Raw genomic sequence first — 24,687 nt, 5'->3', positions numbered from 1 at the left:
TTACTGGTAACATAGTACCTTTCATCGGATATTATTTTATTGTTACAGGTAACAAAAAAGCGTTCACAATTTGGTGAACGCTCTTATTTCATACCCTAACTTGATTTCTTGGCTCTAAATGCCAGTTCAAATGGTACTTCGCCGCCTCATCTTCATCTATACGCGAGTAACTGTGCGCTCCAAAATAGTCGCGTTGTGCCTGGAGTAAATTGGCCGGTAGAACATCGCAACGTAAAGCATCAAAATAACTTAATGCAGAACTTATCCCCGCCATCGGGACACCCGTCATCGCCGACTTAGCAATGCTTGATCTCCAACCATAAGAACGGGATTTAAGCTCAGTGGCAAAGTGCTCCGCGAAAAGAAGATTGTCCAAATCAGGCGTAGCCCTATAAGCCTGCGTGATGTGTTGCAGAAAGACAGCTCGAATGATACATCCTGCACGCCAGATTTTGGCAATATTGGCAAAGTCGAGCTGCCACCCTTCCCTATCGGAGGTCACTTTTAGCAAATCAAACCCTTGCGCGTAAACGGTCAACTTGGCGCAATATACAGCATCATGCAATTCACTGATGGTCTGTTGCTGTTCTAGCCCCGCGAGAGGCTCAATATCCGAACTCAAACAATTTGCCGCCTTCGTACGCATCGATTTCTGGCTGCTTTGAGCTCGGGCGAAAACGGCTTGCGCGATCGTAGGTGCTGGCGCACCATGTTGAAGAGAGTTGACCGCCGTCCATAAACCCGTCCCTTTCTGGCCCGCCTTATCTAAGACAATTTCAACAAAAGGCTTTCCGGTGACTGGGTCAAGAGTTTGCAGTATGTCCGCACTGATTTCCATCAGGTAGCTATTAAGAACGCCTTGATTCCACTGAGCAAAGACTTGACCAATCTGTTGCGCGGACATGGACAGCACACTAGACATAAAGTGGTACGCTTCGCAGATTAACTGCATATCCGCATATTCAATGCCATTGTGAACCATTTTCACATAATGACCCGCGCCCGCTCGGCCAAGATAAGCCGCGCAAGGCTCTCCAGCTTCAAATTGACCCACAGGGATGCCATTGCTATCCACTTTCGCTGCTATCGCTTGCCACATCGGTTCGATTTGCAACCATGCTTCCTCGTCACCACTCGCCATTAATGAGGGACCAAATCTGGCGCCAATCTCACCGCCAGACACTGCGGTACTGAAAAAGCGTAGCTTACCTTGATACTCAAGCTCACGACGTTCGCTGTCCGTCCATAAGCTGTTGCCTGTATCGATAACAATATCTTCGCGGCTTAATCCTGCGTTTAACAAATCCACAATCACCGAATCGACGATGGAACCGGCTGGAACAGACAGTGCAATAACGCGAGGGGATGCAAGATTGGCCAGTAGCTCACCTAAGTCCATAGCGGCCAAATAACGACCCTTTTGGGGTTGCTGTGACAATCGCTCTGCTTCACTTTTTGCCCTAGCTCGATTTGTTGGGTCGATATCAAATCCAACCACTGAAAAACCATGGTCTATAAGGTTTAAGGCAAGGCTTTTGCCCATCACTCCTAACCCGATCATTGCGATATTTGCGTTGCTCATACCGTTTTCGCCTCAATTGCGTTTAATGCTTGTTGTACGACTTGCTCTACTGATTGAGAAATATCGATATGCAGCGCTTCATCACTGGTCGGTTCAACCAAAGTATCAAACTGGCTACGCAACATGGCCTCACCATTGAAGTAGTGGTTAGCGCGATTTTTGTGGCGAGCCCATATGGTGTCAAAGTCTCCTTTCAGATAGACAATCACAAGTGATGAGTTCTCACTACGTAAAATATCGCGATACTCTGGTTTTAACGCGGAGCAAGCCACAACAGCACATTCGTTGTCGCGGTACAATTTATTCAGAGTGTGAAGCCAGCCGATACGGTCTTCATCATTAAGGGGAATACCCTGACGCATTTTTTCTACGTTAGCCTGAGGATGAAAATCATCGCCATCGTAAAAAGGTAACTGTAACGATTTGGCTAACTCGCTGCCAATCAGGCTTTTGCCGCAACCCGACACGCCCATTACTAAGATTTTTTTTGCTTTCATCGGACAATACTAGCCTTAGCCTTCTTAACTTACCGAAGGCTGTGAAGTTCTAAATTTCTATACCGTTTAGTGGCTATTTCCACCACATCGCTAATTCAGGGAAGACAATCACAAGTCCTAACACCAAGATCTGAAGGCCAATAAATGGCAATAGCGAACTGAATATTTCACCAAGACTAATGTCTTTAGGCGCAACAGATTTTAGATAAAACGCCGCGGGACCAAACGGTGGTGACAAAAATGAAACCTGCATGTTGAGACAGAACACCACACCAAACCAAACTGGATCAAAACCTAAACCGGTAATAATCGGCACAAAAATAGGCATTGTCAGCAACGCTACGCCAACCCAGTCAAGGAACATGCCGAGTACGAGCAGAATCACCATCATGATCAGAAGCGTACCAATTGCGCTACCACCACTTAGGCTTAGAATCACTTCTTCAACAAAGTTGATGCCGCCCATCAGGTTGTAGATACCGACAAGTGCGCTGGCGCCAATGCCTATCCACATGATCATCCCGCAGGTTCTCATCGTCGCAATCGCGCTTTCCTTCAACATGGTGTAATTCATTTCACCACGGATAATCGCTGAGATCATGATACCAACGACGCCCAGAGCCGAAGCTTCTGTAACCGAAGCGACACCCGTGTAGATACTACCCAACACTACGGCTACCGACAGTAACGGGAAGAACAACGCTTTGAAGTAGCTGACCTGTGGTTCCTCCGTTTCATCACTATCGCTTGGGATAGGCGCTAAAGCAGGATTGATCTTACAACGAATGAGTACATATGCGATGTAGCAACCAGCGAGAATAAACGCAGGAAGAAACGAAGCTTTAAACAGGTCGCCAATCGATACGCTTGCTGTCATACCGTAGATAATCAATACAATGCTAGGCGGAAGCATGGTACCAAGAGCGCCACCAGCACAAGTCGTTCCTATGGCTAATTTACGGTCATAACCTAGACGCAGCATTTGAGGTAAAGCTAGGATGCCCAGTAACACGGTCTCACCACCAATCACACCAGACATCGATGCCAAAAGTACCGCAACCATAAGCGTCTGTACGGCGACACCACCCCTGACCTTACGACCCACCGATTTCATTGCATCAAACAGATCTTTTGCAATACCTGATCGATCCAGTAGTGCAGCCATCAATACGAACATCGGCACTGCAAGAAATACATATCCAGATGCGAAACTGTACGTACGGCTTGCAATCAGAGGCAAGGCGTCAGGACCAAACCAAAACAGAGTGAAAAAAATGGCAACAAAGCCAGTAACAAAAGCCAACTGCATTCCTGTCAGCAGTAAGCCAATCATCATTGCCAGCATTAGAGCACTGCCCCAAGCAATGCCTATCGAAGATAAATCAAACATTATCATTGTTCCTTAGCCCCATGATTTCTTGGATCAGGTGCAATACAAACTGGACAACAAGAATACATAAGACAACAAAGATGATGCCTTTAAGTAACGCGGGATAAGGGGCGTTCAAGACAGAACCCGATGTTTCTAACCGCAGTTCGCCCCATGGAGTAAACCAGGCTTCATTGGCTAGTGAATATGCCGCGTAGGCAAGCATTCCTGCAAACGCTAACCCAACAACATGATGGACAATATTGAGGTATTTTCGCGTACGCGATGACACCGCATCATAGATCAATACGACTCGTACATGTTTGTTAGCAGCAAAGGCATAAATACCTCCAACGATAAAGAGTGACCCACCGATAAAAGAGGCGGTTTCGTGAACCCAAGTAGTTGGAGCATCAAACGCATAGCGCATGACCACTTCATAGAAGGAGATCAGAACGGTGGCGATAAAGAACCAACTGAGCAGATTACTGATTTTTATAATGGCGCGATCAAGTATATTTCGCGGCTGCTCTTCCGCTTGAGGTGGTGTATGCGGCGTTTTATCAGTCATAACAAATGTTCCAAAAAATTGGAGGGCACAAGCCCTCCAGAGAGAAGCTAAACAGGAAGGTTAGCTTTAAAACTGATGATTACAGTAGGCCATTAGACTCTAAGAAAGACGTCACTGAGTCATATACCTTCTGTGCATTCGGTGAACGTTCAGCAAATACTTTCCATTGAGTCTTAGCGATCTCACGGAATTTCTTACGCTCTTCGTCAGACCAGTTGTGGATCGTAATATTTGGATTTGCCTGCGCTTCTTTAACCGCAATCTGGTCTGCCATTTTCAGTTGCGTTGTCATGTCGTAAGAGAAATCACGCACTGATGTTTGTAAGATAGTTTGTAGATCCGCTGGCATCTTGTCCCATTTCTTTTGTGAGATAGAGATATCAATCAGTGGCAATGAGTGGAAGCCAGGTTGAACAGGATGCGTTGCGATATCATTCATACCCGCTTTCTGGTTCGTTGAAAATACCGTGTAGTCCGCGGCATCAATAACGCCCTTGCTTAGTCCGGTAAATACTTCCGACCCAGGTAGGTTTACCGGAGTCGCGCCTGCTGCGGCAAATACCTGCTGCACAAGTCCTTCCGGAGCACGTAGCTTGAGACCTTTCAGATCATCAACACCATCAATTGGCTTCTTAGAGATAAAAGATTCTACGCCTGTGGTCGATGCACCAACAAACTTAACACCATACGGAGCGTAAAGCTCTGTCATTAGCTCGTTACCACCACCGTAGTTCATGTATTGAAGCAACTGAGTCGTATCAGACCACGCACCAACCATGTTACCAATCAAACCAAATGCTGGATCTTTACCAGAAAAATAGCCAGTCGCAGTCACTTGGCCATCAAGGATACCCATTTTGATAGCACCTAAAGTCTCAGTGTGCTTCACCACTGAACCTACTGGCAGCAAATCAATTTCAATACGGCCGTTAGACATTTTTTCTACACGTTCCGCCCAATTCTGTTGAACCTTGTAGTTCAGGTCACCAGAAGGATCTGACGACTGAATCTTAAGGTTAAAATCTGCCGCGAATGCAGAGACAGAGAATAGACCGGTAATGGCAGTGGCAAGCAGAGTTTTCGTCATTGCTTTCATAATGAGGGGTATCCTTTATTTGTTTCAGTTGTCCAGGCAAGCCTATATGACTTTTGGTTTACTACCGGATGTAATTTTTATGTTACCGGTAACTTTTGCCAATGTTACCGGTAACAAGCAACCGTTTACCATGACTATGGTCACAATTGTTAACAACAATGAGGAGAAATGAATAATGAAAAGAATAAATGTGAACTTGCCCACATGTAATGGGCAAGTGAATAGATAGGGATATCGATCAGATCTCAGTGTTTTCGAAACACCCACACCGGGCCGATAAGCAAAAACTGAACGTCTTCGAAGAATGAGGGTTTCTTACCCTCGATCTTATGGCCGATAAATTGAAAAAGCCACAAAACCGCAAACAGCACTAAAGAGACAAACAACACCGAGAGCTGTAACACTTCTAATGACCAAATCAACGAAATACAGGCCAGGGTAAAACCGAGCATCATTATGAATACACTTAACGATAACCTGAAATAAAACACCATGACAGGCAATGCAGCAAGCCACACCCAGTTAAGTGTCATACCAAATAGTTGAATGGGTGGAATAGACCAAATCAATCCAACAACAGAAAGAAAAATACCGGGAACCGCAACCTTATGAATTTTTTGGTTGATCGGATTCTGATGGCTTTCACCATACTCATTTAACCACTGAGACAAGTCCTTCATACTCATATACCTGTAATGCTCCTTTACTATTTCTATAGCATGGGTTTACCAGCATTGCAGCGGTATAATCTCTTTTTGTGAGAGCTCTTTATATCTGCCTGCGTTTTTCTTCGTACATCCTAGAATCCGCGAGTTTAAACATCTCTTCTATGTCTTTAAATTCAGGGTCATAGATAGCATATCCAACACTCACTCGTAGATTAATTAAGTGCTGTTCATAGATAACAGGCGTATGGCAGACGGCTTTTTGCAGCTCGATATTGATTACGTCAATATCCTCTGTGCTTGAGACTCTCGGCAACAACACCAGAAACTCGTCGCCGCCCATACGAGCAACAATGTCTGAGGTTCTGAGCACGCTTTTCAGCCTCTCGGCAGTTGCAACAAGTACCTTGTCCCCTGCCGCATGGCCAAACGTATCGTTAATCGCTTTGAACTTATCTAAATCGATATTAAGAATGGCAAAAGAGTCACCGCCCCCATTCTTTTTCACCGCGTTAAAATGCTCACCAAAGGTATACATAAAGTAGCGACGATTGGGTAGCTGTGTCAGTTCATCACGCAGGGCACGATCATTCGCCGCAATATAGAGCCGATAGGTAGCAATAAAGGCCAAGATAAGCATAATTATCATCGGATAGCCAAGCAGTCTAACCACGTGTACTCGGTACCACTTAGCTCCACTTAGCAAGTCACTTTTCGTCGATGCAGCGATCTGCCAGCTACCGTATGGAAAATGCACAGACTCTGAGGCGAATGCTTGATCAAACGTCGTTTGAAAACCATAAAACACCTCACCTTCCGATCCTGAGCTATCGACACCACGCATCGCTAGATTGTAACGATGCTCAAACGAGGCAACACCTGCTTCTGAAAAGAGTGAGTCCAAGGAAATCACCATACTGCACACACCCCAGTAGTTTGTGTTGTAAGGAGGATCGGAAAAAATCGGTACACGTGCGATCAGAGCTTTACCACCCTGTACCAAATTGACGGGGCCAGAGATAAAGATGTCCTGGATTTTCTGGGCTTTTTTTACGGAACGCCATTGATTGGGAATGGTTTGATAATTCAATCCTAAAACCGCTTCGTTTCCTTCCAACGGATAAACGAATTTAACGACATCATTCGGCGCAAGCCCTAGCAATTGAACATGGTCGCTCTTACGTATAATGCTCGATGCGATAAGATCCCATCCTGAAAAATCAAATTCTGGATTAGATGCAACCAGAGCAGATAACCCATTAGCCACATAGATATCTGAAACAATCGCGGCTTCAAGCTCTGATCGAACAATGGATAACTCTTCCTTAGCACGGGACAGCAAACTATCACGCAAAAACGTTTTCTGACTTCGGTCAAGTGACTCAACCAGCCCAACAAAAAATACAAAGGTCATCAAAAACAGCGCATTAATATAATGCTGCCTGCCCACATGATAGGCCATCCATCCCCCACAACTATCACAGACACCAGAGCAAACTCAATCTCAACTCATTGACGTATCCATACGTGCTAGTGTTAATTATTATTAATATTAGTTATATAAAACGTACATTAAATCGGTCGAAATTTCATCGACAATCGACAAATATATTATTATCACTCCACCAATTCTTGCGCATCATCAAAAAAAATCAGTGGTACTAATGCTTATATAGATCGCTTTGGGGTCGACATCCAACCATCGGCGAATAAAAAACAACGTTAATGTAGCAAGCATGTAAGCAATCAAACCTTACTTTTATCTGACCCTGAGCTTACATTTAAGGAAGGAATGACTGGTACTATGCCACCATACCCTAACACCATTTTTTATAGGTTATACCATGCATAAAAAGCTGATTGGCTTGTGCCTTAGTGCAATCCTCATACATACACCGACCGCATCGGCAAACACAGCGAGCTTTGAAGCATCCGCAGATCTTATTCGCAATACGTATGAAAGTCAGCTCTATACTCTCCCAGCCTTTAAAGAAGGGCACTACGGCTTAAGGATGTACCGTCAAACGCTCGATGACAAATATTCGGCCGCGGTTTGGAGTGATATGGCCCGTGTCGCAAGTCGACTTAATCGCTTCGCAGCAGAAGTTCATACCCCAGAACAAATCTTACTTTACTCTGAAAAGCGCCTTTCTGGCTACACTGATGAGACGGATGAAAGAAGCATGAGGCGTTATAACGTCACAAAACACATGCCTGAATATCTCTACCTTGGTGTTGATTTACTGGGTTCGATGGCACGCGCCAACGAGTATGGTCTAAAACACAAACAAGACGATCTGCTTCGTTCCATTATCCGCCGCTATGACTTTAGCAAGTATGCGACAGACCAAGAGATGATTAAGGCTTGGGCCGCACAGCTAGCCAATCAGGTCTACTGGCTAAGGCAGCTAGGTGAGCAAGATGTCGTCGATAGTTTTACAACCGCATTTAAGCAAGCCTATCCAGAGGTAGAAGACAAAAAACTGTCCAACCAGCAGTACGGAAACAAACTCTATGGTATGACCCATATTATTTTTGGCGACTCTGAATACTATCAACATTTGGTAAGTGAAAAGCAGCATCAGTGGATTTATGACTATTTCCGCCAAAACATCGATACCATTCTCATTCGAGCGAAAGAAGACGTCATCGCGGAAGTCGGTATCACGTTTCTACTCGCCGGACTCGAAGATGATCCGGTCGTAGAAAAAACTCGCTACGCTATCCAAAAAGCGATAGATAGTGAGAAAGGGATGATTCCTTCAGTCACCGGAGATTTCGATATCACGTACGGGGAACATCGCAACGTCCTAGCGATCATGTTGCTTGATTGGCAGAAGGTCAATGAGGCTCCAACAGTGAAGGGCCAACCTAGCGTTTTCACATCCCTCCCGTATGGACTTATCCCGCAGTAACAACTTTAAATCCGCCAGCCCTTCTCTTTGGGCTGGTTTTCTTCCTGCGCAGAGGCGAGACATGACGCACGAAAACCTGCGAAAGTGATAGATTTATTTATTATAAGTATCGGCGATTCCATAACAATTGCAAAAAAATCAATCACGCTGTAATCCGTCAATAATCTACCGCCATAAATAATTTACGCATGAATACAGTCGCTTACATATGCGTCAAAACTCAGTACAACTAATACACCTCACAACCAATAAGCACCGAATGGCATATAAATTACTGATTACTCTTATTTTTGCGAATTTCATGGCTCGTTCAGACTTTGTTTTTTCTTCTAGACTTTGCTTGAGGGGTTATGTGTAAAGGATAATGACTATATGCCACAATTTGCTGGGCGACAGATAGCTGAAATGGCGGATATCAGAGCAACGCGCAAGAGCAAGCTTGTGCTACTCTGTTCGATTATTGCCATTGTGGTCTTGCTTAGCTATGGTGTGTTAAGGCTCACCACTCAAGACTACTTCTTTGCCTCGGTAAATTTTTTCTCAGCCACTGTATTAATAGTTAATCTCTACTACTTATTCAAGCACCTACGCCACAACCACTGTGACGTGGTTTTGAGTGGGATATTATTGTTTCAAGCCACTTTATTACTGATTTATGGTGAACATGTGCCAGATCGGATTCTATGGCTTTATCCTATAGTTGCGGTGCTTATTTTCGCCAACAACTTCAAAACTGGCGCGATTTTAAGCTCTGGCCTGTGCGTTGTTGCTGTTCTCGCGGTACTTTTCGCACAGGCATCCCCTTACACTACCGATGCTTCTCAGGGACGCTTTGTAGTGAGCTTGCTTGCGCTCTGTGTACTCTGCAATGTCGTAGCTTTCTATTACTCTAAAGTGATGAAATATGTACAAGAACTCTATAAAGAAGGAATTGAAGATCTCGCTTATTTGGATCAACTCACTGGACTTGCTAATCGATGGAGCTTTGAAAGTTGGGCCGCTGGCAAACTAGAAGAACAAAAGAACAGCAACAAGGTGACGGCAATGGTGTTTCTCGATATCGACAACTTTAAAGCGATTAACGACACCTACGGACACGACGTTGGCGACCGAGTCTTACAACATCTCGCGAATCGGCTCAAGAACAACATCCGTAACAAAGATCGCCAAACCGACAGACATGATTATTCTATTGCTCGTTTTGCGGGCGACGAGTTTGTTCTGCTGCTCTACGATGTAAATTCAATAAAGGATTTGGAGGGCATTCTTAAAAGGATATGTCAGGTGTTCTCTGACAGCTATCAAGCATCGGAACGCATTAATGAACTCACCGTCAGCGCTGGAGTGGCGCTCTATCCTCAGGATGCGACTAACCTTCCCGAACTCACTCGTTGTGCCGATAAAGCGATGTACGCCGCCAAACATAAAGGCAAAAACCAATACCGATTTTATCGTGGCTATGACAATGACTTTCAAAACAATGGCGAACACGCCGGTGACTTGTCTAAGGTAACACCAATAAAAAAGTTTAACCGGTCATGTACATAAGCCACAACGATATCGCCATGACCACGATCAACCAAGCCGCATAGCGGATCGTATTAGGTTTATCGCGTTTTGGTGTCACAATAGGTCTAAATGCGGCTTCGCGAGCAGCTCTCGCAGTAGCAGCAATCGTTCCTCTTTCGACTTCCTCCTCACGACGCTTTTGCGCTTTGTGAGCAACCTTGCCAAAGCGATGCAATTGGTCGGCCGTCAATTCCTTACTTGGATCGTAACGACTATGGGAGTCAGTGTGTTTTGGTACAACAGCCATAAGCACCTCCTCTCAAGCTTATTCTTGTTTAATTATAGCCAATAGTTACATTAATAAAATTGCTAATAACTGAGGTTATATTCGAGATTTCCGATTAATTATACGTAAAACTTGGCTTAACAAGCCCTATAGATGTTTAGCAAGTTTTATACCAGACGAGCAAAGTTAGGTAAGACATTGATTTAAATAAGATTAAACAAAAGAGAAGAAGGCAATCAAGTGCGAGGGTCAAATTGATTGTCAAAATGAATGGGCCTGAAGTCATTGTGCTAATAACCTCAGGCAAACAAAAACTAGCCTAAGTACTCACATAGATAAGCCGTTGAGACAGAAACTTTCAGGTCAAATGAAGAGTCACTTTCGACATGGAATGATGAACCCGCCTCATAAGTCACCCACTCGTCTTCACCGGCTTTTTTAACGGTAAGCGCACCCTTCACAACTGTCATGCGCTCTGCCGCAGCAGTACCAAAGGTGTACTCTCCAGGAGCCATTACCCCAACGCTCGACTCTCCGTCTTGTTGAGAAAAACCTAGTGACTGTACTTGTCCTTCAAAATAGCTGTTTGCTTTGATCATTTCATTCTCCGTCGATATTCCGTCATAGAAGCAAAACCTTGTTTTATATGAATTGTCCTATTTCAGCAACCACTATACCGATTGAAGAGAGTAATAACGGTGGACTCCCTCACTAACATATGCTCAAAGAGTACGTTTAATTATCGACAAATAAACCATAGGTAAAACAAATCGCTAGTAATGGCGTGCAAACAAACTTAACTCACTTAATTCCGTGGTTTTCCACCGTTGGGCTAGACTGTAAGCAATATGCAGAAAATTCGTACATTGCTTTTTGGGCAGAGGTTCAAAGATTAACAATGCAAAATTATGCTACGCTCTATCCTTTACAAGCTCACGTGCTGTTTTCAATCAATACCTAAGGCGACTATCCGCTGTTATGATCAAGAGTTCTGCCATAAAAACCGTCGCTGCAACTATTTTTGTATTACTCGCTCTAGGATTCTCGAGTCTGCTTTACTTTAGTTACCAAGACTATGTTCACCCGAAGCATGTCTACGGGCGCTGGATTGAAGTAGGAGCGCCACCTTACCAGACAGAAGTTCTGACGTTAAATGCTCAAGGGGTCTTTAGAAATGACCGACTTATCGCGACCCAATTTGACTTTGATGGCAAGCGGATAACCGTCAGTACGGGGGGAGGAACCTCTATCTATCAAGTTGCCGGCACGTTTAACTCACCACAGCTGAGGCGTCTCCAGCCAAACAGCCCTACTCAGCGTTTCGTGAAAGAGGGATATGAGAACACCATTGATATGGATGGAGGCGGTTCAGCGAAGAATCGCCGTTCCGCCCTTTCAGACCACTTTAGCGAAAAGTAATCTTTTAACCAGTTAACACCATACCCTCGGGATGCTTGACCAACGTCGGTTCAGGGCGTGCCAGCATATAGGCCAACGTTAACGGCCCAATTCGACCGATTATCATCACAACGATCATGATGTATTTCCCCGGCTCTGATAATTCAGCGGTTAGACCCGCGGTAAGCCCCACCGTTGCAAACGCCGAGATGGTTTCAAACATGACTTTGTCAAAACTCGCCTGCTCGGTAATCATCAACAAAAACATCGCTATGGTTAAAATCGCACCACTCACGACTATAATCGCCAAAGACTTAGTCACCACAGGCCAGCCAACAGTACGCTTAAACATGACCACGTGCTTCTTCTGACGAAGGAAAGCCCAAGTCGCCACGAACGCCACTGCAAACGTTGACACTTTTATCCCACCGCCAGTAGAAGTAGATCCCGCACCAATTAACATCAGAATAATCATGATGAGCAAAGCGGGCTGAGTAAAGTGTGCCAAATCGACACTGTTAAAACCTGCTGTTCGAGAACTCGCTGACTGAAAAAACGCTGCGAGCCATTGACCTGATGGCGTCAAATCCGCCATGGTTGCTGGATTCGATTTTTCCAGCAGCCAAAACAGCACGGTACCAACCAAGAGTAATGCAGGCGTTGCGACTAGCATTATCTTGGTATGCAGTTGCAAGGTGCGAAAGCCACCTCTCCAATTGCTAGATACGTCACCAATCACCGTAAACCCTAAGCCGCCAAGAATGAATAGTGCTGAAAGCGTAAAGATTATCCAAGGGTCATCAACAAAACTCATTAGGCTATCTGAGAACAAAGCAAAGCCAGCATTGTTGAACGCCGAGATTGCGTGGAACATCGCATAGAACAGTCCTTCTCCCCAACCCAGTTCAGGCACCCAACGAAATGCTAGCAACGCAAACCCAATCGATTCGGCAATACAGGCAAAAATGATGATCCGCTTCACCAGCAGTCTCAGGTTAACTTGTCGGTCTTGCCCCAATGCATCTTTAGCTAACGCTTGTTGTTTTAAGGTCAGCCTCACTCCAAACATATAGAGTAGAACCGCAGAAAGGGTCATCTGGCCTAAGCCACCTATCTGCATCAACAGCATTAACAAGACTTTACCTGAATGGGTAAAGTGCTCAGCCGTATCGACGACGCCCAACCCGGTCACACTAATGGCGGAGGTCGCAGTAAATAGTGCATCCGTGATTGAAAGCCCACTCACCGAGAAAACGGGGAGAGTGAGCAGCACCGCAGAGGGTATTAACACACTTAAAAAACTGATCAGAATAACTCTCGGCTCTGAGCCTTTACTCTGTTTTTTCTCGGGGTCTAATGCGTAAAACAGATCCCTTCGACTGAACGGACTCATAATGAACTCAGCTTTCTCGATAAGGTTTCACTAGGGCCAACGATAATGATCAGGTCACCAATCTCCAAAGTTCGATCGAGATCCGGTGCCTTGGTGATATTCGGTCCACGTTTAAAGCCTAAAACTTCAACACCTTGCTCCTTACATAAAGCAAGATCCCCTAGCGTCTTCCCTAACAAGCGTGAGCCAACCACAATTTCGGTCATGGCAAGATCGGAGCCCAACTCTTGAAATTCAAGCACTCGTTTATCAAGCATTTTTCGAGCAACACGAATCCCCATATCACGTTCCGGCATAATGACGTGGTCTGCACCTATTTTGCTTAGTATCTTCGCATGGTTTTTATCATTGGCTTTTACCCAGACAGTTTTTACCCCAGCCTCTTTGACTACGAGGGTCGTTAAAATACTGGCATTTACGTCAGAACCAATTGCGATCATCACCATGTCGTAGTCGCTCAATCTTAGCTCGGCAACCGTCTCTTCTATCGCACAGTTCGCCACTAAAGCTTGACTGACAAAACCTGCAACGGTTCTAACTCGATCTTCATCGATATCAATAGCCAAAACCTCGGCGCCGGATTGTTGCAGTTCTTGACAAACAGATAGGCCAAATCGACCTAAGCCAATCACTGCATATTGTTTATCACCTGATTTCATGGTTTACCTTATTCGCGTAATGACTAGATTTGACAGTGTGCTCCTGACGAGTTCGCTTATCAAATTGAATCAGATATTCTGACATCGTTTTAACTTTCATGTTTATATTCATAGACCTCTGAGCATAATGTCACTAGTTTGGGTATAGGCAAACCCTTATACTTATGCCACAACAGAAAGATATTGAGTCAAAAATGAACGAGTTAATCACATATTTGCCACAACCACTGGCGACTCTGCTGCAAAGCTGGGACACCAATGTATTACTTATTACCATCGGCAGCTTCATCGCATGGATTGCTTGGCGCATTGTCTACAGTCGACTAGAAATTTTGGTCAACAAGACTCGGTTTCATTGGGATGACCTCACTCTTCACGCCCTCAAAACACCCATAAGCACGTTGATTTGGTGCTGGCCTGCGACCATTTCCTTAGGATTTGTCCTCGAAGATTACATGGGATCGAAACTCAATTGGCTAAGTACCTTGAAGCTCATTTTGGTCATCGCGATCTTTGTTTGGATCACTATGCGTCTGATCAACAATATCGAAGAGTATGTACTCAGCAAAAAAACGCGCGACGAAACCACCGTTCAAGCCGTTGCCAAGGTGTCACGCTTATTCTTTATCGTCATAGGCGCATTAACCGTGATGCAGGCGTTTGGCCTCAGTCTGTCGGGTCTGTTAACCTTCGGTGGTGTGGGTGGCCTGATCGTCGGTTTGGCAGCAAAAGATTTGCTCTCCAACTTCTTCGGTGGAATGATGATTTACTTCGATCGTCCGTTTAAAGTTGGCGACTGGATCCGCTCTCCCGACCGTCAAATCGAAGGAACGGTAGAGAGAATTGGCTGGCGAATGACCATCATTCGTACCTTTGATAAACGTCCGATTTATGTCCCTAATTCTGTATTCAGCAATATCGTGGTTGAGAACCCATCACGTATGCTCAATCGACGCATTAATGAGAACATCGGCATCCGTTATAAAGATGGGGCGAAGGTTGAAAAGATCGTCGCTGACATCAAATCGATGTTGCAGAAGCATCCCGATATCGATACTAAGCAGACGTTGATCGTCAACTTCAATGGTTTTGCGCCGTCATCTCTGACTTTACTGGTCTACACCTTCACCAAAACAGTCAACTGGATTCGCTACCACGAAGTAAAGCAAGATGTATTGCTGCAAATTTACGATATCATCCAACAAAACGGAGCGGATATCGCCTTTCCAACCCAAACGATTCAGTTGGAACCGCAACACGCTGGCGAATCAGAGCCACAACTTAGCAAGTAGTTAGCGTCTTCAGTAGCCCGATAATTCGGGCTACTGGATCGCAACCTCTCTTTCTACGCGATCTTCTGTTCTTGAAGCGACGGCGTAAAGCCAGATCATCGTCAAACAGATCGCAAAACTAAGACCAAACAACCACCCTGCGCCAAACCATTCAAATAGACTCTGCTCATGTTCCATGTGCTACTCCCTAAGCCAACCTGTTTCATATTGTTCAATCAGTATACAAATAATAAATGGAAACAAAAGTTTTAATAGCGAGAATATAGAAAAGCCTGTAAACAGCAGGCTAACAATAAAAAAAACATTATTTATTATGAAGTTAATAATATGATTTTTGATTATTTAGCTGAACGTTTGCGGCATGTAACTGAGGCTTTTGCCACCAAACGAATTGCTCTATTTTTCTTAGCTCAATCCCCCCAAAAAGTAAACGATGGTGTATACTTTAGACACTAGCAAACACAAGTAAACATCGTCGTTTACTTTTTAGCTGTTAGGGTGACTAAATGATTAAAAGAAGTGATATAAAACAAGAAGATATCATCAAGTCTGCGATCGAAGTTTTTTCTAGCAAAGGGTTCGATCAGGCGAGCATGGAGGGGATCTCTAAACACGCAGGTGTTTCTAAACGCACCCTCTACAAGTACTACCCCAACAAAGAAGCTCTGTTTGACGTCATCGTTGATAAGCTGATGTGTCGCTTTGATGACCAGACTACCGTCGAGTTTGAGCCTACACTCCCGCTTGACCAACAGTTGCTCGATTATACGCTCAAGCAGATGTGCTATATCAGCAATCAAGACTTTCAAATCACCGCTCGGTTAGTGATGGCAGAATGTATACGCTGTCAGGATACATCGAAGGTGTTGGTTGCTAAGTTTGAGTCAATCGAAGACTCTTATGGCTTACAACGTTGGGCTCAGCAGGGGATCGATGCGGGTGTTCTTGACATACAGGATGTTTCAGCGGCTATTGAACAGTATATTGGAAGTATCAAGGCGGTCGTTTTCTGGCCTCAGTTGATCGCCCATTTACCACCTCCAACCTGTCAGCAAGTTGAACAGGCAGTCAGAATGGCTGTTGCAAGTTTTGTCGCCACTTATCAGATTGGTTCCAAATGATCTTAGCGCTTAGTAACAAGAAAAACGCCCCTCATTGAGGGGCGTTGTAGATTAGTTGTTATCGTGAACCATCACATGTTCCAGTAGTGATGAGACCATATCAGCATGTGATAATGCACCGAAGTCACTATCCAACTGATGGGCGAGGTTCTCAACCAGAATCGACTGCCCCTCTGTACCTGTACCTGATGGATGGATATGGAGCTCAACGTTGTCACCATCCACCTTCACATCAAGATGTTCAAGTAGGCTCTCCATATCAAGCGTATTTTGCTTCAATTCAGGGAGCACTTCGCGCAGATCAATCTTATCACCTTCGCTCACCTTGAAGTCTTTAATGGTGTCGAGTGAACCCCCATCGATATGATCCCAGACAAAGGTATCCATACCCGTGCCACCAACGAGAATATCCGAGCCTAAACCACCGTAAAGAGTGTCGTTGCCATCACCACCGTCAAGTTGGTCATCACCGGCTCCGCCAATTAACACATCGTGTCCTGAGCCACCCTCAAGGAAATCATTGCCACTACCGCCCGTCAGCGTGCTATTTGAGCCACTGCCATTCAGACGAACCGCTGCGGTTTCCGATGCACGGTTGATCTCTAAGTCAGTGATATTGTTGACCACATTCAAATTAATTTCGATGTGGTTGCTTGATACAGCCTGATCAATGACGCTGCGATCTTGCGCAAGCTCCTGTGATACCGCGGTGATCTGCAGTGTATGATCTCCGTCACTCACATCTTTAATGACCAAGCCATCAATTGCCTGCGATGGGACATGCCATACGTCTCCGACCAGAGTTACCGAACCTGTAGTGCTCTCAATCATTGCACCGGCAGGAACATCCCTCACTTCTAATGAAAGCGCTTCGCTAGTATCGGTTAGTGCCGCCATAATGCCTACAATCGTAATTCCGCTCGTGCTGGCGCTTTGGGTTGCAGTAATGTGCTTGTTGAAGTTATATCTGCTATCAAGTGTTAGGGTTGGCGCATCCGCGACTGGATTAACGCTAATGGTGTGTTTCTGTGGTTCAGCCTCGAGCGCAAGACCTGAAGAGTTCCAGCTGTCTTTCGCTGTGACTTGCAGATCGACGCTATTTCCTGACACAGAACTCGCATCAATGAATACGCCAACATTATTACTGCTTGGTTTATCAAGTAACGCGTTCAGATCAGCGAGCGTGCCTGACAACGTCAGAGTACCGCTACCGTTGCCTGTTGCAGTAACACTCGAACCAGCAGGAGCAACGAGAGAAAGTGTACCGTCATTTACACTTAGCGTGACCGTCATCAGGTCATTAGCAGAAGCACCAACATAATCGACATCACTGACTGAGATGCCACTTAGCTGTTGGTCTACATCTTCATTAATCTGCGCGGTAATGTCGTCTATATCCAATACCGGCTTGTCATTAACCGGAGTTACGTCGAAGGTAATCTCAGCAGTACCCGTCTGATGATCCGCTTGACCATCGGTCGTGCCATCATCTTTAACCACGTAGCTAATCTTCACCGGACCGTTGTAGTCTTTCGCAGCAACAAACACCCAGTTATCACCTTGTTGAACTAAGGAGCCCTGACCTTCGACGAGGGTCAGACTTTCAACGCTGATTGTGTTGCCTTCTTTATCAAAAGTGCCGTCAATCAAGTCTTGTACGCTGATGGTCAGGCTGCCTTCCTCTGGCAAATCACCTAAGTCAAAGTCTTTTGGCTCAGGCGCATCATTTACCTCAGTAACGTTAATCACAAAGGATGTATGATTGGTTGAAGACGTTGAACTATCACCCGGATCAATCGTACCGTTATTGCCACCGTCATCCACAGTCGCTGTCACAGTAACCGATCCGTTAAAGTCTGCATCAGGTTTAAAGATGACTTTACCAGCAGCCAACGCTGCATTGATGTCAGCTAGTTTTCCGGTGGCAACAAGACTGCCATCAGCCGTGATGGTAAAGTTAACATTGGCATCACTCTGGAACTCTAGCGTTCCTGAATTCACTTGTAGCGTCAACTCGTACGTGGCATCAGGGTCATCATAGGTCGCATCTATATCAGCAATACCAAACTGGTTAATCGCAAGGCCACCCACGACATCTTCTGTTGTCTCAAGATCAATCACGTTGACGAACGTTGGCTGGTCGTTGACTGGATCAATCACCAAATCAACGTCAAATTCAGATTTCGGCCCTAAAGCACCATTGTCGACCGACTGAACTGAGATATGAATCGGTCCATTGATTCCTAATGCATTGCCCACATCACTGTTGTGCTGACCAGAATTAAAAATGATCTTATCCAACTGCTGGGCGTTCACCTCAAGCGTCCAAACACCTGTGGCAGGGTTGTAACTCGCTGGCGTACCATCTGGATACAAAATTGATGCATCTTGTGGCACGTTGGTCACTTCGACGCGAAGGGTTTCAGGTGCATTTTCATGGATCACACCACCATTGGCAGACAAGGCCCTATCCACAACTGAAGCATTAATAGCGATATCGATATTAGTTCCTTCATTTCCCGTCACCGAATCAGTCACATCGGTATCAACAAGGTCACCTTCAGGTAGCACAGTCACTACAAACTTCGGTAAATTACTTGCTTCAGTTGGGACACCCAATAGTGATTCTTGAGTAAATACCGTGATACCGAATTCAGCAGTACCACTGAAATGCTTGGGTGGAACTACCGAAATATGTGATAAATCAAGGCTATCACCACTACCGGCAGGCAATTTGACACTCCACTCTCCATTGCCATTGTTTTTCACCGTGTAGCCACTGGCTGGATCCGCTGTAAACAGGAATCCATCCGGTACATTAGTAAACTTAATCGATACAAATGTTTCAGAGCCATCAGTGTCGGTGAGTGAAACAGAAACGCTTCCTGAACTGCTCAATGAAATAGGATGATCTTCCGTACCCGTCAGTTCAATTGATTGATCAGGATGCGCTCCAGGGCCAGTTACAACCACTTCATCCACCACTGGCACCACTTCAAACTCGACACTGGTTGAAAAGTTGTCGGTATGATTGGTCGTCGTTGATGTCCCAGTTTCATTAAAGGTCGCTGTATCAATCACGGTACCAGTAATATTAATCGTTACCTTGTTATCATTATTGCTCGTAGGGTAGTTGTGCGTTGGTTTAAACAACACATTGTCTAACGCATGCGCTGCTATCTCACTCTGAGAGAAAGTAACCTGAGTACCCAGCTCTTTGAATGATACACTGCCATCAAGCGCGACCACTTTCTCATAGAAAGCGCCTTCCGCAGGGGGAGCGAGAGTTAAAGTGATAGAGCTAAACGCTTCACTGCCGCCCTCTACACCACCGTTGTTGGTATCGCCGATTTGTTGATCAAAATCGAGTTGAATGTAGCTATCTTCATAGCCAACTTTGTCTGCAATACCATCACCATTTTGATCAATAAGTTGACCGGCACTATCTAGTGAACCAGTCACTTCGACGCTAACTGACGGCTTGTCGCCAGCCACATCGGCTATTGGGTCGACTTTAACAACAATCTGTGCAGAGGCCGTTTTTTCATCGCCTGATGCGGTATCTTTAGTGATGACCGTGATTGGCAACTTGAAGTCACCAGAGTAGTCTTTTGGCAGATTTAGCATTAAACCATCAAATGGTTCAACCACACCTTTATCTGATATATGGGTCTGGAATACATACTTACCGTCAACAAAGTCTACTTCTGCACCGACGATGTGAAGCGGATACGAGGTACCACCGATCATCACATGGCTATCAATGACTATCGTTACCTCATCGGCAGACTCATTGCCTTTAGGTGGGTCGAAGGTAATGATGTTGTTCAATTGATGACCTAAATCGACCTGAATATCCTCAGTTCCAGTAATAATTTCATGTTCATCAATCGTAATGGAAGCCGCCACCTCATTGCCTGAATTCACCAATTCTGGGAATGAAAGTTCTAAAGATGTTGCACGATTCTTTATCTGTGAATTTTCATGGGTGTCTTCGCCTTCATCAATAACCTGAGTGAAGACCGTTAAGGTGAGCTTGTTGTAGACATTCGGTTGATTTGGCTGGTCAGGGTGAAAATCCAGCCCGTGAGGTGCGCTAATACTGAAGTTATCTTCATTTACAATCACCCAACGACCATCACCTTCATAAGCTGCCCCCGTCACCACCAGTTGGCTAAGAACAGCATCAGACAATGCATGACCATTTTCATCGGTCAACTGAATAACGACATCTTGTACCAACTCTTTCGATGAAGCGTCGGTGTTATGGTACTTAACTACGTACTCGCCATTTGCACTCGTATTATCACTGTTAGTGGTAAATCGAATCAGACCTTTATTATCAGCCTGAATCGCCGTCTGGATAGCATCACCCGCTTCATTGGTCACAACCAGTCTGTTATCAGCGTTTTCAGGCTCGACGACAGGACGCACTTCAACATGAACCGAACCGGTAAGCGTTGCCGTTACACGGCCACCTTCACCAACAATATTATCGCTGGTGTATTCATGATCGCGCTCTTCTATCTCAACTTTAGTCGTCAGATCGAAGTCTGTGCTTGAATCCTTCGGTGGCGTGATTTTAATAAAGCCGTCTTTAAGAGCCTCAGTGGTAAAGTCTACAAACGACTGTCCTGGTCGAGGCTCTATGACAAGAGTACCATCGGAGTTAACCGCCACGGGCTGACCTGCGACTTCAACGGTGTAACCAGGCTGAATGCCGCCAATAGTAATCGAAGTAAAGTGCTCATCACTATCTGGATAATCTTTACCTTCTGGATACCAATTAACACTAATCGCAGCGTCTTCAAAACCAACAGAGGTCTTATTTTGGTAACTCAAGCTGGTATCAATAACTGGCTCAACATTGACGCGCACAATTTGCTCAAAGCTACGGCTATGACCATCGTTTTCAGTCACGATGATCGTGGCTTTCAAATCGATGTTCTCTGTTGATGAAGCAACGGGCTTAATCACAATGCCAGTCTTGTTCACATCGCCTGTGATGTTCGCTTCGTAGATAGGCTTGTCCGTATCTGGTTTACCGTCTGGTCCGGTTTCATAACCAACAAAGTTCAAATCAATCACAGTGCCATCGCTGTCTTCTAGCACCACACCATGAGGGATGTTTGATAGTAGAACCGTCAAAGATTCGGAAGTGTCATGCTCATTGTCAGCATGCTCACCAGACTGGATCATAAATTTAAGTTCGGCCGCTTTATCTTCTTTGATGGTGATTTCAACTCCATCAACGCCATTCTCACTGAAATTCGTCCAGCCTGAGCCGATCGTATCGCCTTTTGGAATGTCGACGACACCCTTGACTTCAACGTTAACCGTTTTAGTACCTAACACTTGCTCACTGACCTGAGTACCGGTACTCAGAGATGCACTGTCTTTCACAACACCCGTGACATCAAATTTGAAGTCATTATTGCTGTGTAGCTTTGGAACAACTTCTACGTTGTTAAGCTGGTCATATGGGATTTCTTTGTAAGTAATTCCGTTAACCGTCACTTCTGTAATTTGGCTAGCACCGCTGCCTGCCCAAACCAACTCAGCACCTTCAGTGATACCTGAAATGCGCACATAAAGCGTTTCAGAGCCATCGCTGTCTTGCGATGGTGACATGGTAATCACTTCATTAAGGGTAAACGGATCACGATCAGTTGTCGGATCAAGCGTGTCCTGAGTGGCTGCATTATCTTCGAAGATATTGATACGATTAACGCTGAAGCTACCTTTGTCGGCTTGCGGTGCGACATCGAAGATCAATTCTTGTGGTGCAGAGTGTGCCTCCTTTTTACCTGATAATGGGTTTCTAGTCTCAGTGGTCACTGCGACGGCTTCCAGCTTAATCGTACCCGAGAAGTTATCAACTGGATTAACCTGAATGGTATTAATATCTGCCGATGAAACATGATAAACGCCGTTACTATCCGGACTCAGTGGGTGGCCATTTTTGTCGACAAGCTCGAACTTACCCTCGCCTGCTGTTGCTCGAAGTTCATAGCTTATTGTCTCTGGTCTAGTTTTATCTTGGGTTACCGCTTGAAGTTCGAGAGTAGCGTTGTCACCATCTTCGGTTAACGAGTATTGATACTGGCTATTAGCATCATTCCAAGTTGCGATATCCGCGACACTTTCAATCTCAATATTGAAGCTTGAATTGAGGGTATGGTCTTTGCTGCCATTATTATCGATTTGTAACTGGTAATGGATATCAACGCCTTTGCCATTGGTCGAGAAGTTACGATCCGGAACAAAGTAGAGGTTATCAATCGTGGCAATAGTATGGCCGCCATTTTGCATAAAGCTCTGCTTTAGAACCGAGCCATCAAAAATGATGTCTCCATCCGCATTAGGTTCTAGCTTGTAGAACACACCATTTTGTTGGTAATAGAAGGTTCCATGGTGATTGCCCGATTCAATGGTCAACTGACCAATATCTTCTGCGTTATCTCTATCAAATAGGTCAACAGACAACTCGACCTTCGCGGGTGAGTCAGACAATCCGCCTTGGTTATCTTGCGTATTTTCCCACTCAGGCGCATCGCCCGGGGCATAGTTGATTTGCGAGTCGCGACCAGCGTCCTCGAAAGTGACCACCTTAAGCGCTATCGGCTCAGCTTCATGGTCTGTGATGGTAATATCCAGGGGCACCACTGACGTATCTTTATCGCCATCAGTCGCCGTAACATTAACTGTGAAGTTGATTTCTTCGCCGCTGTGCTCAAGGTCTTTAACCGCTGCGAACTTGACTTGACCATCGGAATTAACCTCTAACCAACCGATATGGCGTTGGCTAACCTGACCATCTGAGCCTATAGTCTGTTCAAGTACAAACAGGCTTTGAGCACCTGGCTTCAAATCTACCACGCTGGTGTAGTTGCCATGTCCATCGTCAAATACGATTTGTGCACCATGACTGTCTTGAGTCCCTTCTATCTGGGTCAGAGTGGCATTGTCGGCGCCTTTATCAGTCTGATTGGCAAACATATTGACCGTACTACTCCAGCCTTCTCCCTCTTCAGCGGTAAGCGCCTGTCCCGTTAAGGTCGGAATATCATCTACCACTCGAATAGGCAAAGTGATCACATTACTTTCATCGCCATCAAAGTCAGTGGCTTTAATAGTAAAATCGATCTGAAGAGTGTTCTCTCCGTCACCAGCAAGGTGGTCGAGGGATTTAAGCAGTTCGAAACGGTAGCTATTGTCAGCCGTATCAAAAATGATGGTAAACACCGCATCACCGCTTGCCGTTTCAGCGGTGTAACTAAACTCGGTACCATTTTGTGCAACCGGTCGCCAGGTAAGAGCTTCACCACCGCTGGTTAAATCTTCAAGTATCTTATCGGCATCGGCGAGTTCATATTTAACGACGCTATCCGCGCCTTCAGTAACGGTGAATGAACCAGAGACGTGAGTGCTGTGATTCTGGTCTGAGCCTACTCCAGATAAGTCATCTTCATCGACTTGTGTAGCACCAGTGGTACCAGTTAAAGTTGGTTTGTCATCGGTTACTTCAATAGGTAGGCGAATAGGTTGGGATCTATCCCCATCACGATCAATCGCTACCACATCAAATGGGATGGTTAAGCTATCTTCACCCTGAGCATGATCGAGCGCTTTAATTTGGCTATAGGTGTAGCTGCCGTCACTTGCTAATTCAAGCGTGAAGACCACAATTCCATTGGCGACGCCATGATATACAGTTGGCCCTGTCGACGAGCTAACATCTTGAATTGTGACGTCAAAACCACCTGATGTCAGGCCATTCTGAGAGTCACCAATGTTCACTAGCTCATACTTAACAACCGTGTCAGCACCTTGAGTTGTTTCAAACTCACCAGTAATGACAGGCTGACCTGGTGAAGAACCGGTCACGGTATCATCTTCGTTGACTTTGAATTTGCTCCCATCAGCAAAGCCTTCAATCGCGGCCATATCATCGCCGATGTTGACCACTAACTGGCTATTCGCAGAGTGGTCGTTATCACTGTCTACTGCGTAAACCGGGATACTCACGGCAACACTATCTTGCCCCTGCGTAGGGTGGTCGACTTCTTTGTGCAGTGTAACGCTGTACTCACCAAGCTTGTCTTGGTCGAGCGTGATAGTCAGTACATCGACTTTGACACCGTTCTCAGTGATATACCCGCGATAAACACCCGCAGAAACCTCTTCAAGCACCACATCCTTACCACCTGATGTCAGCGTTGAGGAATCATTAAACGCTTTAACATCAACGGCCATTGCGACGACTTTGTCACTGCCTGTGGTAAAGTCAATCGTACCCGTCGCTGTGATATCAGTGTCACCAACACCAGAGCC

Annotated in this window: 18 protein-coding genes; 5 read left to right on the top strand and 13 right to left on the bottom strand. The window is 45.3% G+C overall.

Features of this window, described 5'->3' with window-relative positions:
- Nucleotides 1-88: 88 nt before the first annotated feature.
- From gndA to ACQEXT_RS19615, 7 genes are all read right to left on the bottom strand, one after another.
- The gene (gndA, locus tag ACQEXT_RS19645; RefSeq protein ID WP_426953275.1) at nt 89-1,582 is read right to left on the bottom strand and encodes an NADP-dependent phosphogluconate dehydrogenase; all 1,494 of its coding nucleotides are present in this window, start codon (nt 1,580-1,582) and stop codon (nt 89-91) included.
- Nucleotides 1,579-2,079 (bottom strand): gluconokinase, encoded by a 501-nt coding sequence (locus tag ACQEXT_RS19640; protein ID WP_426953274.1) that lies wholly within the window; start codon nt 2,077-2,079, stop codon nt 1,579-1,581. The genes gndA and ACQEXT_RS19640 overlap by 4 nt, the downstream gene beginning before the upstream one ends.
- Before the next feature lie 73 nt (nt 2,080-2,152).
- Complete coding sequence (locus ACQEXT_RS19635; protein ID WP_269375751.1) at nt 2,153-3,469, bottom strand: TRAP transporter large permease; 1,317 nt, start codon at nt 3,467-3,469, stop codon at nt 2,153-2,155.
- Nucleotides 3,462-4,019 (bottom strand): TRAP transporter small permease subunit, encoded by a 558-nt coding sequence (locus tag ACQEXT_RS19630; RefSeq protein WP_331417990.1) that lies wholly within the window; start codon nt 4,017-4,019, stop codon nt 3,462-3,464. Before ACQEXT_RS19630 ends, ACQEXT_RS19635 begins: the two co-directional genes overlap by 8 nt.
- A 79-nt stretch (nt 4,020-4,098) precedes the next feature.
- Entirely contained in the window at nt 4,099-5,115 is a 1,017-nt protein-coding gene (locus ACQEXT_RS19625) for a TRAP transporter substrate-binding protein (RefSeq protein ID WP_331417989.1), read from the bottom strand.
- Nucleotides 5,116-5,360: 245 nt separating this feature from the next.
- The gene (locus ACQEXT_RS19620) at nt 5,361-5,795 is read right to left on the bottom strand and encodes a DUF962 domain-containing protein (protein WP_331417999.1); all 435 of its coding nucleotides are present in this window, start codon (nt 5,793-5,795) and stop codon (nt 5,361-5,363) included.
- 88 nt (nt 5,796-5,883) lie between these two features.
- Nucleotides 5,884-7,242: a diguanylate cyclase gene (locus ACQEXT_RS19615; RefSeq protein WP_426953273.1), complete on the bottom strand. Its 1,359-nt coding sequence runs from the start codon at nt 7,240-7,242 to the stop codon at nt 5,884-5,886.
- 382 nt (nt 7,243-7,624) lie between these two features.
- On the opposite strand from ACQEXT_RS19615, the gene ACQEXT_RS19610 reads away from it, so the two are divergent.
- Nucleotides 7,625-8,695: a DUF3541 domain-containing protein gene (locus ACQEXT_RS19610; protein WP_426953272.1), complete on the top strand. Its 1,071-nt coding sequence runs from the start codon at nt 7,625-7,627 to the stop codon at nt 8,693-8,695.
- Nucleotides 8,696-9,067: 372 nt separating this feature from the next.
- Nucleotides 9,068-10,243, top strand: a complete 1,176-nt coding sequence (locus ACQEXT_RS19605; protein WP_426953271.1) for a diguanylate cyclase domain-containing protein — start codon at nt 9,068-9,070, stop codon at nt 10,241-10,243.
- Here the strand turns inward: ACQEXT_RS19605 and ACQEXT_RS19600 are convergent.
- Together ACQEXT_RS19600 and ACQEXT_RS19595 are read right to left on the bottom strand one after the other, a co-directional pair.
- Nucleotides 10,224-10,511, bottom strand: a complete 288-nt coding sequence (locus ACQEXT_RS19600; protein WP_138972711.1) for a hypothetical protein — start codon at nt 10,509-10,511, stop codon at nt 10,224-10,226. The genes ACQEXT_RS19605 and ACQEXT_RS19600 overlap by 20 nt on opposite strands.
- A 293-nt stretch (nt 10,512-10,804) precedes the next feature.
- Entirely contained in the window at nt 10,805-11,089 is a 285-nt protein-coding gene (locus ACQEXT_RS19595) for a pyrimidine/purine nucleoside phosphorylase (RefSeq protein ID WP_138972710.1), read from the bottom strand.
- A gap of 379 nt (nt 11,090-11,468) precedes the next feature.
- On the opposite strand from ACQEXT_RS19595, the gene ACQEXT_RS19590 reads away from it, so the two are divergent.
- Nucleotides 11,469-11,909, top strand: coding sequence for a DUF2850 domain-containing protein (locus ACQEXT_RS19590; RefSeq protein WP_426953270.1), 441 nt, complete (start codon nt 11,469-11,471; stop codon nt 11,907-11,909).
- Nucleotides 11,910-11,913: 4 nt separating this feature from the next.
- Here the strand turns inward: ACQEXT_RS19590 and ACQEXT_RS19585 are convergent, their stop codons facing one another.
- Both ACQEXT_RS19585 and ACQEXT_RS19580 read right to left on the bottom strand, forming a co-directional pair.
- Nucleotides 11,914-13,281, bottom strand: a complete 1,368-nt coding sequence (locus ACQEXT_RS19585) for a TrkH family potassium uptake protein (protein WP_138972708.1) — start codon at nt 13,279-13,281, stop codon at nt 11,914-11,916.
- The gene (locus ACQEXT_RS19580; RefSeq protein ID WP_426953269.1) at nt 13,278-13,940 is read right to left on the bottom strand and encodes a potassium channel family protein; all 663 of its coding nucleotides are present in this window, start codon (nt 13,938-13,940) and stop codon (nt 13,278-13,280) included. The genes ACQEXT_RS19585 and ACQEXT_RS19580 overlap by 4 nt, the downstream gene beginning before the upstream one ends.
- Before the next feature lie 194 nt (nt 13,941-14,134).
- Between ACQEXT_RS19580 and ACQEXT_RS19575 the strand changes: the two genes are divergently transcribed.
- Nucleotides 14,135-15,232 carry a mechanosensitive ion channel family protein gene (locus ACQEXT_RS19575; protein ID WP_426953268.1) on the top strand — a complete coding sequence of 366 codons (1,098 nt, stop codon included), beginning with the start codon at nt 14,135-14,137 and terminating at the stop codon, nt 15,230-15,232.
- Between the two features lie 30 nt (nt 15,233-15,262).
- Here the strand turns inward: ACQEXT_RS19575 and ACQEXT_RS19570 are convergent, their stop codons facing one another.
- A complete protein-coding gene (locus ACQEXT_RS19570; RefSeq protein WP_426953267.1) occupies nt 15,263-15,409 on the bottom strand; it encodes a hypothetical protein in 147 nt (48 codons plus the stop codon).
- A gap of 329 nt (nt 15,410-15,738) precedes the next feature.
- Here ACQEXT_RS19570 and ACQEXT_RS19565 point away from each other — a divergent pair, with 329 nt between their 5' ends.
- Entirely contained in the window at nt 15,739-16,353 is a 615-nt protein-coding gene (locus tag ACQEXT_RS19565; protein WP_426953266.1) for a TetR/AcrR family transcriptional regulator, read from the top strand.
- 51 nt (nt 16,354-16,404) lie between these two features.
- Here ACQEXT_RS19565 and ACQEXT_RS19560 read toward each other — a convergent pair.
- A partial coding sequence (locus tag ACQEXT_RS19560) for a cadherin-like domain-containing protein (RefSeq protein WP_426953265.1) occupies nt 16,405-24,687 on the bottom strand: 8,283 nt, incomplete at its 5' end.

The sequence above is a fragment of the Vibrio sp. TRT 29B02 genome (assembly GCF_050113655.1).
Classification (GTDB): Bacteria; Pseudomonadota; Gammaproteobacteria; order Enterobacterales; family Vibrionaceae; genus Vibrio.
This window is presented reverse-complemented; position numbering and strand designations above follow the sequence as displayed.

Excerpts from the sequence above, each read along its gene's own strand:
- gndA (WP_426953275.1), bottom strand. The coding sequence starts at position 1,582 with ATGAGCAACGCAAATATCGCAATGATCGGGTTAGGAGTGATGGGCAAA.
- ACQEXT_RS19640 (WP_426953274.1), bottom strand. The coding sequence starts at position 2,079 with ATGAAAGCAAAAAAAATCTTAGTAATGGGCGTGTCGGGTTGCGGCAAA.
- ACQEXT_RS19635 (WP_269375751.1), bottom strand. The coding sequence starts at position 3,469 with ATGTTTGATTTATCTTCGATAGGCATTGCTTGGGGCAGTGCTCTAATG.
- ACQEXT_RS19630 (WP_331417990.1), bottom strand. The coding sequence starts at position 4,019 with ATGACTGATAAAACGCCGCATACACCACCTCAAGCGGAAGAGCAGCCG.
- ACQEXT_RS19625 (WP_331417989.1), bottom strand. The coding sequence starts at position 5,115 with ATGAAAGCAATGACGAAAACTCTGCTTGCCACTGCCATTACCGGTCTA.
- ACQEXT_RS19620 (WP_331417999.1), bottom strand. The coding sequence starts at position 5,795 with ATGAAGGACTTGTCTCAGTGGTTAAATGAGTATGGTGAAAGCCATCAG.
- ACQEXT_RS19615 (WP_426953273.1), bottom strand. The coding sequence starts at position 7,242 with ATGGCCTATCATGTGGGCAGGCAGCATTATATTAATGCGCTGTTTTTG.
- ACQEXT_RS19610 (WP_426953272.1), top strand. The coding sequence starts at position 7,625 with ATGCATAAAAAGCTGATTGGCTTGTGCCTTAGTGCAATCCTCATACAT.
- ACQEXT_RS19605 (WP_426953271.1), top strand. The coding sequence starts at position 9,068 with ATGCCACAATTTGCTGGGCGACAGATAGCTGAAATGGCGGATATCAGA.
- ACQEXT_RS19600 (WP_138972711.1), bottom strand. The coding sequence starts at position 10,511 with ATGGCTGTTGTACCAAAACACACTGACTCCCATAGTCGTTACGATCCA.
- ACQEXT_RS19595 (WP_138972710.1), bottom strand. The coding sequence starts at position 11,089 with ATGATCAAAGCAAACAGCTATTTTGAAGGACAAGTACAGTCACTAGGT.
- ACQEXT_RS19590 (WP_426953270.1), top strand. The coding sequence starts at position 11,469 with ATGATCAAGAGTTCTGCCATAAAAACCGTCGCTGCAACTATTTTTGTA.
- ACQEXT_RS19585 (WP_138972708.1), bottom strand. The coding sequence starts at position 13,281 with ATGAGTCCGTTCAGTCGAAGGGATCTGTTTTACGCATTAGACCCCGAG.
- ACQEXT_RS19580 (WP_426953269.1), bottom strand. The coding sequence starts at position 13,940 with ATGAAATCAGGTGATAAACAATATGCAGTGATTGGCTTAGGTCGATTT.
- ACQEXT_RS19575 (WP_426953268.1), top strand. The coding sequence starts at position 14,135 with ATGAACGAGTTAATCACATATTTGCCACAACCACTGGCGACTCTGCTG.
- ACQEXT_RS19570 (WP_426953267.1), bottom strand. The coding sequence starts at position 15,409 with ATGGAACATGAGCAGAGTCTATTTGAATGGTTTGGCGCAGGGTGGTTG.
- ACQEXT_RS19565 (WP_426953266.1), top strand. The coding sequence starts at position 15,739 with ATGATTAAAAGAAGTGATATAAAACAAGAAGATATCATCAAGTCTGCG.